This is a genomic window from Yoonia vestfoldensis SKA53, from assembly GCF_000152785.1.
In the GTDB taxonomy this organism is placed as follows: Bacteria; Pseudomonadota; Alphaproteobacteria; order Rhodobacterales; family Rhodobacteraceae; genus Yoonia; species Yoonia vestfoldensis_A.
The window spans coordinates 810,719-823,740 of the sequence record NZ_CH672414.1; the positions used below are offsets into that span (position 1 = coordinate 810,719).

A 13,022-nucleotide genomic window follows, 5' to 3' on the forward strand; every position below is an offset into this window, starting at 1 on the left:
GTGGTTAAGGTATTTGCCCACAGATCGCGACAGAAGCTGAGTTGCCAGCGCCTGCGATACTGCCCAGAACACTTGCTGCAAGCAGCCCGTTGCCTGACAAATAGCCGCTGTCGGATGTGCCTGATACGCCCACCGCAGCCCCGCCTGTCGCATATAGGTTTTCAAACAATGCGCCCGATGTTGTTTTGACGCGTGCGGTTTCGGGGTCGATGTCCAAGCCGCCTTGGGTGTGGAACAACGCGCCGGTAACTTTGACGGCGCAAAACGGACCGCAAAGCGTTTGGCCCGACCATGTGCGCCCAAAGGTATCTTGGCCCTGTGCAGGGCGTGTGGCGTTGGCGTGGGCAAGGCTGCCTTTGGCAAAGCCGCATTTTGCGTCAAGCGCATCCAATGTATCGGCCCAGATCACCGCGCCTTGGCTTTCGGCATTTTTGAAATCGGCAAACTGGCGGGCGATGTTTGCAATACGGGCGTCAAAGATCGACCATGCATAGCCGCCATCTTGGCCCAAGACGGCGCGCGCGGCTTCGGAATAGCCCTGCGCTTCGTTCCAAAAGCGCTGGCCGGTCTTGTTAACTTGAAATCCGCCTTCGGTAATGACCGCCCATGTGATCAAAATACCATGTGGATGGGCGACATTGCCGTGGCCTTGATACGCGCCCAAATGCTGGGTGGCCGCGCCAAGCTGTTCGCCCCATAAAATCGCATCGCCGTTATTGCCGTCATGGCCAAACCACAGGCCCTTGTCGATCTCGGGCATGTAGCGGCTGACCATCGCGCGATTGCCGCCAAAGCCGTTACAGGCCAGAATGATCCGCTGTGCGCCAATCGTTTCGGTTGCGCCATCGGGGCGCATGACTTGGGCGCCAGACATCCGCGCGCCTTGCGCATAAAGCGTGACTGCGCGGCGTTCGCAGATCAGCGGGATGCCAAGATGTTCGATCCGCCCGCGCAGGGCGTTGACCAGTTCTTCGCCCGATCTGCTGGGCAGGCCATGCATCCGGCGGCGCGCATGTCCGGGATAGTCGAAATCAGTGACCACCGAAAACGGCAGGCCGTGGGTGTGGCAAAGCCAGTCAATGACGGATGCAGCATTTTGCGTCAGCACATCGACCAGCGCTTGGGCGTTTTCGCCATGCGCCTTTTTCTGGATGTCTTGGGCGAACAGGCGGGCGTCATCGGCGATCCCTGCCTGTTGTTGCAGCTGTGTTCCGGCGGCGGGGATCAAACCGGCGCTCAGCGCGGTTGAACCTGACGGCAAAGCGTCTGCCTCGATCACAAGCACGTCTTGGCCTGCTTCATGCGCGCGCAAGGCGGCGATCATCCCCGCAGCACCGGCCCCGATCACCAGCGTGCCGACGTCGATGTCGTATTCCGCCAGCGGCGCTGCGATATCAGGATGTGCCATCAAAGCGTTTTCCCATCGCCAGCATATCGGGCGTGCCAAGCACGGCGTTCAGCCCGTCAAAATCATACATCCGGTCGGCAAAGGGTGTGTTTGATCCGGCATCTTTCAGGCTGCGGTAATAATCATGGGCGGTGCGCGCCAAGGACCGCACAATACCGCCGGGAAAGATGACGATATCAAAGCCTAGATCCTGCAAGGCCTGTGCAGAAGAAATCGGCGTGGCACCGCCTTCGACCATATTGGCCAGCAATGGGACCTGACCTTTGAATGTGGTGGCGATATGGCCCAATTCGGCATGATTGCGCGGGGCTTCGATGAACAAGACATCGGCCCCTGCATCAATATAGCGACCCGCACGGTCAATCGCGGCGTCAATGCCTTCAACGGCGATGGCATCGGTGCGGGCGATGATCAGCGTATCATGGCGGCGCGCATCGGCCATGGCCGCGATTTTCCCCGCCATTTCTGCCGCCGAGATCAGGGATTTATCCGACAGATGCCCGCAGCGTTTGGGATAGGTCTGGTCTTCGACCTGAACGGCGGCAGCACCTGCGCGTTCATAGGTCAAGATCGTGCGGCGCGCATTCAGCGCGTTCCCGAAACCGGTATCGGCATCCATGATGACCGGCAAATCGGTGCGATCCGCGATCAAGGCCATGGTGTCGGCCATTTCGCTGGCGGTGCTTAGCCCGATATCGGGGCGGCCCAAGCGGGTATAGGCAACGGCAGCGCCCGACAGATACAGCGCCTCGAAACCGGCATCTGTTGCGATGGCGGCGGTCAGCCCGTCATAGACGCCTGGTGCGATCAGGATGTCCGGCTGGCTTAGGCGCGCGCGCAGGGTCATTGGGGGGCTCCGATTTCGGCTGTGGCTTGGGCGCAGGTCAGAATGCGCGTCACCGTGCCAAGCGACACCAGCGTGGCGTCATGCACGTCACTGTTGAATGCCGCACAACCATCCGACAGCATCACTGTGTGAATGTCGCGCAGATGGGCATCGCGCAGCGTGCTGGCCACGCCGCCATTTGTGACAATACCGCCCACGATCAAGGTTTCGATCTGCATGGCGCGCAAGATATATTCCAGCCGCGTCTGGTAAAAGGCGGAATAGGCGACCTTTTCAATGGTGAAATCGGCTGGTTTCAGCGTCTCGACCAGATCGTGGCCAAAACTACCGGGGGTAAAATCGCCTTTGGTCAAAAAAGGCCGCAACTTTTGCAAATGGGCCGAAATCAGCGGCGCGCCGTCGCGCCCGGGGACCAAGGTGAATTGCGCCGAAATATAAATGCCACCCGCTGCGACAAGCGCGTCGCGCAAGGGCGCAATCCGTGCAGGCAGGGCGGTGATGGCTTCGGCTGTTTGGCCCGCGCGGCCATAGGCACCTTTGGGGTGCAAAAAATCGTTCTGCAAATCAATCGTTAACAGGGCGGTGCGCTGCGGGTTCATGGGGTTTTCCTTTCGATCAAGGTATTGCCGAACTGATCCACCGTGCCTGTCAGGTCTGGTTCAATCAAGACTGTGGTGTCGGGCTGTTCCAAAATGGCGGGGCCGGAAATGACCGCCCCAATTGGCAGCGCAAGGCGGGCGTAAATCTGGGTTTCGTGCCATTGCCCGCCGAAATAGACCTGCCGCGTGCCGCGCAAAGCTTCGGCGACAGATCCGTCTTTGGGGGCCAGCGTGGACAGATCAAAGCGCGGACGCTTACCTGTTACCGCCGAGCGCAGATTGATCACGCGCCGCACACCACCGGCAAGCAAACGCCCATAGGTCGCGCGATACGCGGCATCAAAGGCATCGCCAATCGCGGCTTGGGTGGATGCTATCACGACACCATCTTGCACGGTGACCGCCAGTGGCACGCTGACCGTATGGGTCTGGCCCAGATACGCCATATCGAGGGTGAATGATGTCTCGCGGGCTTGAAATGTCGTGCGTGACGCGTCCAGCATCGCAAGCCCATCGGTCACATGGCGCTGCATATGGGCGGTGACAGCGGCAATATCGATCCCGTCCAGCATCGCGTTCAGCGTTTGCACGAAATCCTGACGCATGTCGGCGATGACACAGCCCATGGCCGATGTCACACCGGGGTAACGCGGCACGATGGCGCGGGCCAATCCGACCTCGTGTAGCATCGCGCCGGCATGTAAGGCCCCACCGCCTCCAAAGGGCATAAAAGCAAAGTGTTTGGGATCAAAGCCGCGTTCAACCGAGACCAACCGCAGTGCGCCCGCCATACGGCTATTGGCAACGCGCAAGATCGCCTCGGCGGCGGTCAGCGCGTCAAGGCCAAGTGGTTTGCCGACATGTTCGGCAATCGCTGCCTTTGCGGCATCGACATCAAGGCGCGTCAGCTTGCCACCAATCGGGTTATCAGGATCAATCCGGCCCAACACGACATTGGCGTCAGTGACGGTGGGGCGGGTATTGCCTTGGCCATAAGCCACAGGTCCGGGGGTGGAGCCTGCGCTTTCGGGGCCGATATTGAGCAAGCCGCCTTTATCCACCCAAGCGATTGATCCGCCGCCTGCGCCAATTGTCGTGATCTCGATCATGGGTGAGCGCACGACCATGCCAAAATCAATCGCGGTTTGCTGGCTTAGCATGCTTTGGCCTTGCGCGATCAGTGATACGTCAAAAGACGTGCCGCCCATATCGCCGGTAATCACATCGGGAAAACCCGCCGCCTGCGCGATATAGCCTGCGGCGACCACACCCGCCGCCGGACCTGACAGCGCGGTGCGCACCGGCAATCTGGTCGCGGTGTCCACATCCATCACGCCGCCGTTTGACTGCACGATCAGGAATTCGCCAGCAAAGCCGCTGCTTTTGAGCGCGGTTTCAAGGCGCGCCAGATAGCCCGACACTTCGGGTTGCAGATAGGCATTCAGGGCGGTGGTTGAAAAACGTTCGAATTCGCGGATTTCGGGTAAAATCTCGGACGAACAAGACACATGCGCATTGGGCCAGATGTCGCGCACCGCAGCCACGGCCAGCGTTTCATTTTCGGGGTTGGCATAGGCATTGGCAAAAAGCACGGCAACAGCGATGCAGCCGTCATCAAGCAGCTGTTGCGCGGCGGCCCTGACCGCATCCAGATCAACCGGCACACGGATCGTGCCATCCGCCAGCGTGCGTTCAGGCACTTCAAGGCGGTGGGCGCGGTCAACGATGGGGGTGAAATCGCCGCGCAAACCCCATGTGCGCGGACGGTCACGGCGGCGCATTTCCAAAACATCGCGCAGACCGGTGGTGGTGATGACGCCGATCTTGGCACCTTTGCGTTCCAGCAGCGCATTTGTGCCTGCCGTCGTGCCATGCACAACCACAGACACTGTGGCCAGATCGTCCACGCGCGCGCCAATCCCGCTCAGGAACCCTGCGGATTGATCGGGGCGCGAGGTTGGCACTTTGGCGACTTCGGCCAGCCCGCTTGCTTCGTCCAGCACAAAGATATCGGTGAATGTGCCGCCGACATCGACGCCGATCATTTTATGGGTGGGTGTCTTGGTCATTGGGTCACCTCTCGCCATGCGGTCCCATAGGCTGCGTCCGCTTTTTCTGCGCTGACCAATCCGGCAGCGACATCGCGCGCCACGGCAGCGGGCGTGCGCTGCGATGCAGGGCCATAGCCGCCACCACCGGGTGTTTCCAAACGCACGGATTGACCTTTTTTCAGTTGGATACCGACCATTTTTGACGCCATGGGCGGGCTGTGCCAGCCATCGTCTTGTTCATAATGAAACACATTCAGCGCCGCATCACCGCCACCGGCCACACCGGCAGGGGCATGACGGCCGCGTTCGCCAAACAAGAACGCCTTTGCGCCATTACCTTCGAGGACTTCGATTTCATAGATCGCGCCAAGGCCGCCGCGATGGGTGCCAACGCCCGCGCTATCAGGGCGCAAGGCCCATTGTTTGAACATCACCGGATAGGCGGCTTCGAGGATTTCCATTGGCGGGATTGTTGCTGTCGAAATCGGCGCATTGCCGTGGTTCAGCCCGTCGCCGTCCAATGATCCGCCATGGCCGCCGCCGTAAAAGCTGAACATGACCCAAGGTTTGCCGTTATCGCGGGTGCCGGAAATCGACAGCGCGTTGATCGTGCCATAGGCATTCGCCACCACGCGGTCAGGGGCGGCACCGGCGGCGGCGGTAAAGATCACGTCGATCATGCGCAAAATCGTTTCGGTATAACCGCCAACGGGCGCGGGGAAGGGCGCAGATAACAGCGATCCTTGCGGTATTTTCACCGTAATCGGGCGCATCACGCCTGCGTTTGCGGGCAGCGCGGGAAAGATATGCTTGATCGCCACATAGGCGGTGGCCACTGCTGTGGGCAGGGCAATATTCACTGGCCCTGCACAACGCGGCGCTGTGCCTTCAAAATCAAGCGTCATCGTATCGCCCGAAATTTCAAGCGTCACGGTGATTGGCAGCGGTGTGTCGGTGATACCGTCATTATCAAGGTAATCGGTTGCGGTCCAACGCCCGTCGGGCAGCGCGGTCAATTCGGCGCGCATCAAGGTTTCGGCGCTGTTTTGCAGCGCGTCCAAGGCTGCGCGCACGGTGGCTGCGCCATATTCGGCCAGCAATTCATCCATCCGGCGCACACCAAGATCAAGCGCGCCCAGCTGGCCATTCAAATCACCCTGCGCCGATTGCGGCAGGCGTGTATTGCGCATCAAAATGTCGATAATATCAGTCTGGACCACACCAGCCTTGGCCAAGCGCACGGGCGGCAGAATGAACGCTTCTTGAAACGCATCGGTAGCAGCGGGGTTGTAATTGCCCGGAACAGCGCCGCCGACATCATGCCAGTGACCCACCGACGCCAGATAGCAGAACAATTTGCCGTCGTAATAATAAGGCCGCACAAGGCGCATATCGCTGAGGTGTGTGCCGCCCAGATGGGCATCGTTAAAGATATAGATATCACCATCGGCCAGATCGCCATTTTCGGCGGCTTTGTCGATCACGGCTTTGACTGCAAAGCTCATGACGCCGACAAAGATCGGCAGGCCCGATTTACCTTGCACCAAAGTGTCACCCGATACCGCGTGATACAGGCCATGGCTTGCGTCATGGGCTTCTGCGATGATCGGGTTAAAGGCGGCGCGAAACAGGGTCGCGTCCATTTCATCGGCAATTTGTTCCATCCGGCCTGCCAGCACGGCCAATGTGATGGGATCAATATCTGTGGTCATGTCGTCTTTGCCTTATGCTCGGATATATCGTTCCAGACGTCTTGGCGCGTTAGCAGCCCGTTTGTGACCTCAAACCGGTCGATGAAACGGATGCCCGCAAAGGCGGTCCCATCGGGCCATTCCCCGCTCAGCGTGCCGTGGCAATACACAACGGCATGGGCGTCCGCTGATTGCAGTGCTTCAAATCCGGCATAGGTTTTGGTCACAAAGCGGTAACGCGGTGCGGCCCAGGCGACCAGATCCTCAAGCTTGTGCATCTGTTTGTTGCCCGGAAAGGTCATGGTGAAATCGACACCAAGAAAGCCGCGCGCGGCGTCGAGATCACGCATTTCCATCGCAGTCAGAAACTGGCGTACGATGCTGATCTGGTCGGGCTGTGCAGGGGCAGGGGTGCGGTGGGTGCGCCCGCGCATGTAATCGGCGCGCGGCATCTCGTGGATCATCACGGTGACAGCGTCGGGTGTCGCTGGCACAACGATTCGCACCGCATCTGTCAGGGCTTGGCCCAAACGGGTTTTGTCATCGTCACTATATCCTTCAAGGATATGAAGTTCGATTATTGGCATGCCATCCTCCCTCAAACCTGTATTTTTATAATACAGATACGACTATCTGAACAGAACAAATATAATCATGAAATGCGTACAGGTTTCTTGCATTTGTAGAAATCGTCGCTAGGCTCGGCACGAAGAGGGACCAATCAGCAATGTGTGCAAAGCCTGTCGATACAGCCGCAAAAAGCCTTCCAGAGGGGGGTAAAGCGCGTCGGGTGTATTTGCAGTTGCTTGATGGGATTACGCGCGGGACATACCCCGATGGCGCGGCACTGCCCGCAGAACAGCGGCTTTGTGTGGAATTGGGTGTCTCGCGGGTGACGCTGCGCCGCGCTTTGGATGCATTAGAGGCCGAAGGGCTGATTGACCGCCGCGCAGGGGCTGGCACACGGGTGCGCACCCCGCAGCAAAAGCCCAAGATGTCGGCGGATTTTTCAACGTTGATGCCGCAGCTGGTGCAGATGGGCCATGAAACAACCGCGCGGTTGTTGTCGTTCAGCTATGGCGTGCCGCCTGCCGCGGTGGCCAATGCGATGCGGATATCGCCAACGGCGCTTGTGCAAACGGCAACGCGGCTGCGCTTGATCGACGGGCAGCCGTTTTCGCATCTGACGACCTATGTGCCGGAACATATTGCGCGGAATTATTCGGAATCCGAACTGGCGACATCGCCCCTGTTTCGCTTGCTTGAACGCTCCGGTGTCGAGGTTGAAACCGCCGATCAAAGTGTCAGTGCCACATTGGCTGGTCCCGAAGTGGCGGGCCATCTGGGGTTAAGTGTCGGTGCGCCGCTGTTGACGCTGAACCGTGTTGTGCGCGACGCCGAAGGGCGCGGTGTGGAATATCTGGCCGCGCTTTACCGGCCTGACATGTTCAAGCTGCAAATGACGCTGAGCCGTGTTGGCGCAGGCGATGCGCGCCATTGGGAACCGGTGGTCAACCCCACCCGTGCGGAGGCCGCAGAATGACCCTTGCGCGCAGTTTGATGGACAAGCTGTGGGATGCGCATGAAGTGCTGCGCCGCGCTGATGGCACGTCTTTGCTGTGGGTCGACCGGCATCTGGTGCATGAAGGATCGCATCACGGCTTTGCCAAACTGGCGGCGCGCAATATGGCGCTGGCCGCACCGGAATTGACCTTTGGCGTTGTCGATCATTATGCGCCGACCCGTGCGGGCGATGTGGCCCCTGATATTCGCCGGATGATCCAGACTTTGGGCGATAATGCCCGCGCGGCAGGGATCAGATTGTTTGATCTGCACGACCCCGAACAAGGCATTGTGCATGTCATCGGACCCGAACAGGGCCTGACCTTGCCCGGTTTGCTGATCAATTGCGGCGATAGCCATACATCGACGCATGGCGCGTTCGGGGCGCTGGCCTTTGGCGTTGGTGCGACGGAAGTGACCCATATCCTTGCCACGCAAACGGTGTGGCAAAAGCGGCCAAAGACGCTGCAAATCACCTTTGACGGGGCTTTGGGTGCAGGGGTAACGGCCAAGGATATGGCGCTGCATTGGATCGCTGCATTGGGCGCGGATGGCGCGCAGGGGTTTGCGGTGGAATATGCCGGTGCCGCCGTGCGCGCGCTGAGCATGGAAGGGCGCATGACCTTGTGCAACCTGAGCATCGAAGGCGGCGCGCGCATGGGCATGATCGCGCCTGATGATGTGACATTCGCCTATCTCAAGGGCCGCCCCTTTGCGCCTGTGGGGGCCGCATGGGATGCAGCGGTCGCAGATTGGCGGCAGTTGCATTCGGATGGGGACGCGGTCTTTGACCGCCATGTCAGCATTGATGCATCCACCATTGCCCCCACCGTGACTTGGGGCACATCGCCCGAGGATGCTTTGCCCATCACCGGCCATGTGCCGCGCGCTGATGGGGGCAAAGATATCGGCGCAACGCTGGATTATATGGGGCTGGATGCAGGCATGGCCTTGACGCAGATCGCGATTGATCAGGTCTTTATCGGGTCTTGCACCAATGGCCGGATCGAAGATTTGCGCATGGCGGCCAAGGTGCTGGCAGGCCGGCAGGCGGTTGTGCCGGGTCTGGTGTCGCCAGGATCGGCATTGGTGAAAAAACAGGCCGAAGACGAAGGGCTTGCGCAGATTTTCGTGCAGGCCGGTCTGGAATGGGCCGGTGCTGGCTGTTCGATGTGTGTCGGCATGAACGGTGATCTGGTTGATGCGGGCAAGCGTTGCGCATCCTCGACAAACCGTAATTTCAAAGGGCGGCAAGGGCGCGGGGCGCGCACCCATCTGATGAGCCCTGCAATGGTCGCCGCCGCCGCGCTTACTGGACATTTGACCGATGTGCGCCCCTTGCTCGAGGGCCGGATATGAGCGGCTGGCAAACCCTGACAGGCAGCGCCATTACCCTGCCCGAGGCCAATATCGACACCGATCAATTGATCCCCGCGCGGTTCATGTCACAGCCGCGCAGCGCGGGTTATGGCGGGTTTTTGCTGTATGACGCGCGCCAAGCGAACCCCGACCACCCGCTGGACCGGTATGCCGCCAAAGTGTTGGTGGCGGGGCGGAATTTTGGCAGCGGCAGCAGCCGTGAAGCGGCGGTTTATGCGCTGGTCGATTATGGCATCAGGGCGGTCTTTGCACCCAGCTTTGGCGATATCTTTGCGGGCAATGCGGTGAACAACGGCTTGCTGACCGCGCAGATCGACGATGATGTGGCCGCATTTTTGGTGGCCACAATGGCGGGAAATGCCGCGGCAGCGCAGATTGATCTTGGCACAGGGCGCGCCACGATTGCGGGGCAAGACATTGGCTTTGATCTTGATCCGGTGCGCCGCCAGAAATTGATAAATGGCTGGGATGATATTGATATGACCGCGCAATATTCCGACCAGATAACGACGTTTCGCGCAGCACATTTTGCCGCGCATCCATGGGCAATGCCCGCCACGTAAATCACCACCAAAGGCGTAAATGCGCCACTCAACAGGGAGAAAGACCAAATGAAACACACATTATTCGGCGGTATCTTTGCCGCAACAGCACTGGCCAGTTCGGTCTATGCGCAAGAAACGATCACCGCCGTTCATGCGTTTCCTGAATCGCTGATCTATACGCAATCGTTTCTGGAATTCGTCGAAAAGCTAAACGTTGCAGGCGAAGGCGTGATCCAGATCGAAGTGCGCGGCGGACCCGAAGCGATCGGCATGTTCCAACAGCCTGATGCTGTGCGCTCTGGCGTGGTTGACATGGTCTATACGCCCGGCAGCTTTTATGCCGGTGCTTTGCCAGAAAAAGACGCGCTTGTGACATCAAACAGGGTTGCATCGGAAGTGCGCGAAAATGGCGGGATCGCCCTGATCGACGAAATTCACCAAGAAAAGATGGGCGTCAAATACCTTGGTTGGTTTGATTCCGGCGTTTGCTATAACTTGTGGACGCGTGAAGCCCCGACACTGGACGCGGGCGGCAATCTGGATGTTTCGGGCCTAAAGCTGCGCGGGAATGCGGTTTATAACGCCTTCTTTACCGATTATCTGGGTGCGCAGGTGATCGATTTGCCAACCACCGAAGTCTATTCCGCGCTGGAACGCGGTGTGGTTGATGCGACAGGCTGGACCCAGATCGGTCTGATCGATCTGAAGTGGAACGAATTCCTGAACTACCGCATCGAGCCTTGCTTTTTCTCGACCGATCTTGGTGTGATCGTGAACCTTGAAAAGTGGAACAGCCTGTCCGACGAGGCACGCACCATTCTGCAAGATGTCGCCATCGCGCATGAGGCGGAATCAGCCGCAAAACTGGGCGCATTGCGCGATTCCGATTTTGCAGCGCTTGACGCGGCCGGCATGCAAGTTGTCACCCTCGAAGGCGAAGCCGCCGAGGCCTATCTGGCGGCTGCTGTGTCCAGCACATGGGACCGCATGAAAACGCTGATGGCAGAAAGCCCACAAGGTGCGGACAACTTTGATCGGCTGATCGAATTGTTCTACGCCAACTAAAAACAAAGCGCGTCGGGGATCATCCCCGGCGCGCACTGCATATCGGGGGGCGCAATGAACACGGTCAACAAGCTTTATCTGTGGGTGTTATACACGATGGCGGGTATCGCGGGGGCGATGCTGGTCTGGCTGATGATTTCGGTTGTGACCTCGGTTGTGATGCGCAATCTGGCGCTGCAACCTTTTGCATGGCTGTTCACCTCGTCTGAATATGCGATCCTTTACATGACCATGCTGGGCGCGCCGTGGTTGGTGCGTGAAAAAGGGCATGTGCATATCGAATTGGTCACTGCGGCCTTGCCTGCTCCGACGCGCCGTATCGTCAGCCGCAGTGTTGCGGCGGCTTGTGTCGCGGTCTGTGCCTTGCTGGCATGGAAGGGCGGTGAATTGATGCTGACCAATATTGCGCAAAACGATCTGGATGTGCGCGCCTATTATTTTCCCAAATGGATCCTGACTGCGGCTTTTCCGATCAGCTTTGGGCTGATGGCGATTGAGTTCGGCCGGTTTGTTTTTGGCACTGAACTGATGCACTCTGGCGAAGCAGGAATTCACGAATAATGGAATGGTTTGAAGCGCTTGGCCTGCTGATCGGCTCTATTTTGGTGTTGATGGCAATCGGGATGCCGGTTGCGCTGGCGTTTTTGGCGGCCAATATCATTGGTGCATGGCTGTTTATGGGTGGTGCGCGCGGTGTCACCTTGATGCTGAACAATGGCTTTGGCAGTTTGACGAATTTCGCGCTGGTGCCGATCCCGTTGTTTTTGCTGATGGGCGAGATTTTCTTTCATACCGGCCTTGGCGCGCGAATGTTCAATGCGATTGACAAGCTGCTGGGCCGATTGTCGGGGCGTTTAAGCTATGTCACCGTGCTGGGCGGTACGGCGTTTTCGACGCTGTCAGGGTCATCGATGGGCTCGACCGCGCTGTTGGGGTCGCTGATGGTCCCTGAAATGACCGCGCGTGGCTATAAAAAGAAAATGTCGATCGGTCCGATCCTTGGCACTGGCGGCTTGGCGATTATCATTCCGCCTTCGGCGCTTGCGGTGTTGCTGGCGACACTGGCGCGGGTTGATGTGGGGGCCTTGTTGATCGCGGGCATTATTCCGGGCCTTATTCTGGCGTGTTTTTACATTGCCACGATCTATATCCAGACCAAGCTGGACCCCGATGCAGCGCCTGCTTACGACGTTGAAACCTACAGTTTGGGGCAAAAACTGGGGCTGTTGTTCAAAGATATCTTGCCGATGTTGTCGGTCATGGTGCTGATCGTGTTCGGCATGGTGGGCGGCTTGATCACCCCGTCCGAGGCGGCCGCCTTTGGCGCGCTGGGTGTGTTGTTGCTGGCGGTGGTGTTTCGTTGCCTGACATGGGTGGCGCTCAAACGGTCGATCATCGGGGCGCTGCGCGTGAGCTTGATGGCCTATCTGATCGTGTTCGGGTCTGCGACATTCAGCCAGTTGCTGGCGTTTTCGGGGGCCAGTTCGGGGCTGGTGCGATGGGCGACATCCTTTGATCTGGCACCGATTGCGATGCTGTTGGTGATGTTTGGTGTGCTGTTGCTGCTGGGCATGTTCATGGAACAAATCTCGATGATGTTGCTGACCGTGCCGATCTTTTTTCCGCTGGCGCTGACGCTGGGGTTTGATCCGGTCTGGTTCGCGCTGATCATTCTTTTGGCGCTTGAAATCAGTTTTACAACGCCGCCGTTCGGGTTGTTGTTATTCGTGATGAAAGGGGTCGCACCCAAAGACACCACGATGCGCGAAATTTATGCCGCAGCATTCCCGTATATCGGGTGTTCAATGCTATTGGTCTTCTTGCTGATCTTGTTTCCGCAATTGGCGTTGTGGCTGCCCAGTTTATAGCGGCG

12 protein-coding genes are annotated in these 13,022 nt (G+C 58.7%); 6 read left to right on the forward strand and 6 right to left on the reverse strand.

Translation table 11 applies throughout. The features are described from left to right. Positions 1 to 4: 4 nt before the first annotated feature. Genes SKA53_RS04025 through SKA53_RS04050 form a run of 6 tightly spaced genes read right to left on the reverse strand, consistent with a single transcriptional unit; the run spans position 5 to position 7,183 of the window. Positions 5 to 1,408 carry an FAD-dependent oxidoreductase gene (locus tag SKA53_RS04025; RefSeq protein WP_007204781.1) on the reverse strand — a complete coding sequence of 468 codons (1,404 nt, stop codon included), beginning with the start codon at positions 1,406 to 1,408 and terminating at the stop codon, positions 5 to 7. After that, positions 1,395 to 2,255: an isocitrate lyase/PEP mutase family protein gene (locus tag SKA53_RS04030; RefSeq protein WP_007204782.1), complete on the reverse strand. Its 861-nt coding sequence runs from the start codon at positions 2,253 to 2,255 to the stop codon at positions 1,395 to 1,397. The genes SKA53_RS04025 and SKA53_RS04030 overlap by 14 nt, the downstream gene beginning before the upstream one ends. Further along, on the reverse strand, positions 2,252 to 2,854 hold the full coding sequence (locus SKA53_RS04035; protein WP_007204783.1) for a cysteine hydrolase family protein: 603 nt from the start codon (positions 2,852 to 2,854) through the stop codon (positions 2,252 to 2,254). Before SKA53_RS04035 ends, SKA53_RS04030 begins: the two co-directional genes overlap by 4 nt. Next, positions 2,851 to 4,923, reverse strand: coding sequence for a hydantoinase/oxoprolinase family protein (locus tag SKA53_RS04040; RefSeq protein WP_007204784.1), 2,073 nt, complete (start codon positions 4,921 to 4,923; stop codon positions 2,851 to 2,853). Before SKA53_RS04040 ends, SKA53_RS04035 begins: the two co-directional genes overlap by 4 nt. Continuing rightward, positions 4,920 to 6,617 carry a hydantoinase B/oxoprolinase family protein gene (locus SKA53_RS04045; RefSeq protein WP_007204785.1) on the reverse strand — a complete coding sequence of 566 codons (1,698 nt, stop codon included), beginning with the start codon at positions 6,615 to 6,617 and terminating at the stop codon, positions 4,920 to 4,922. Before SKA53_RS04045 ends, SKA53_RS04040 begins: the two co-directional genes overlap by 4 nt. Continuing rightward, positions 6,614 to 7,183 carry a tautomerase family protein gene (locus SKA53_RS04050; protein WP_007204786.1) on the reverse strand — a complete coding sequence of 190 codons (570 nt, stop codon included), beginning with the start codon at positions 7,181 to 7,183 and terminating at the stop codon, positions 6,614 to 6,616. The genes SKA53_RS04045 and SKA53_RS04050 overlap by 4 nt, the downstream gene beginning before the upstream one ends. Positions 7,184 to 7,323: 140 nt before the next feature. Between SKA53_RS04050 and SKA53_RS04055 the strand changes: the two genes are divergently transcribed. Genes SKA53_RS04055 through SKA53_RS04080 form a run of 6 tightly spaced genes read left to right on the forward strand, consistent with a single transcriptional unit; the run spans position 7,324 to position 13,017 of the window. Beyond that, positions 7,324 to 8,139 carry a GntR family transcriptional regulator gene (locus SKA53_RS04055; RefSeq protein WP_007204787.1) on the forward strand — a complete coding sequence of 272 codons (816 nt, stop codon included), beginning with the start codon at positions 7,324 to 7,326 and terminating at the stop codon, positions 8,137 to 8,139. Then, complete coding sequence (leuC, locus tag SKA53_RS04060) at positions 8,136 to 9,518, forward strand: 3-isopropylmalate dehydratase large subunit (protein WP_007204788.1); 1,383 nt, start codon at positions 8,136 to 8,138, stop codon at positions 9,516 to 9,518. Before SKA53_RS04055 ends, leuC begins: the two co-directional genes overlap by 4 nt. Next, positions 9,515 to 10,102, forward strand: a complete 588-nt coding sequence (gene leuD / locus SKA53_RS04065; protein WP_007204789.1) for a 3-isopropylmalate dehydratase small subunit — start codon at positions 9,515 to 9,517, stop codon at positions 10,100 to 10,102. The genes leuC and leuD overlap by 4 nt, the downstream gene beginning before the upstream one ends. A 48-nt stretch (positions 10,103 to 10,150) precedes the next feature. Beyond that, on the forward strand, positions 10,151 to 11,149 hold the full coding sequence (gene dctP / locus SKA53_RS04070; protein WP_007204790.1) for a TRAP transporter substrate-binding protein DctP: 999 nt from the start codon (positions 10,151 to 10,153) through the stop codon (positions 11,147 to 11,149). A gap of 54 nt (positions 11,150 to 11,203) precedes the next feature. After that, positions 11,204 to 11,710: a TRAP transporter small permease gene (locus tag SKA53_RS04075; protein WP_007204791.1), complete on the forward strand. Its 507-nt coding sequence runs from the start codon at positions 11,204 to 11,206 to the stop codon at positions 11,708 to 11,710. Further along, positions 11,710 to 13,017 (forward strand): TRAP transporter large permease, encoded by a 1,308-nt coding sequence (locus SKA53_RS04080; protein WP_007204792.1) that lies wholly within the window; start codon positions 11,710 to 11,712, stop codon positions 13,015 to 13,017. The genes SKA53_RS04075 and SKA53_RS04080 overlap by 1 nt, the downstream gene beginning before the upstream one ends. Positions 13,018 to 13,022 lie beyond the last annotated feature (5 nt).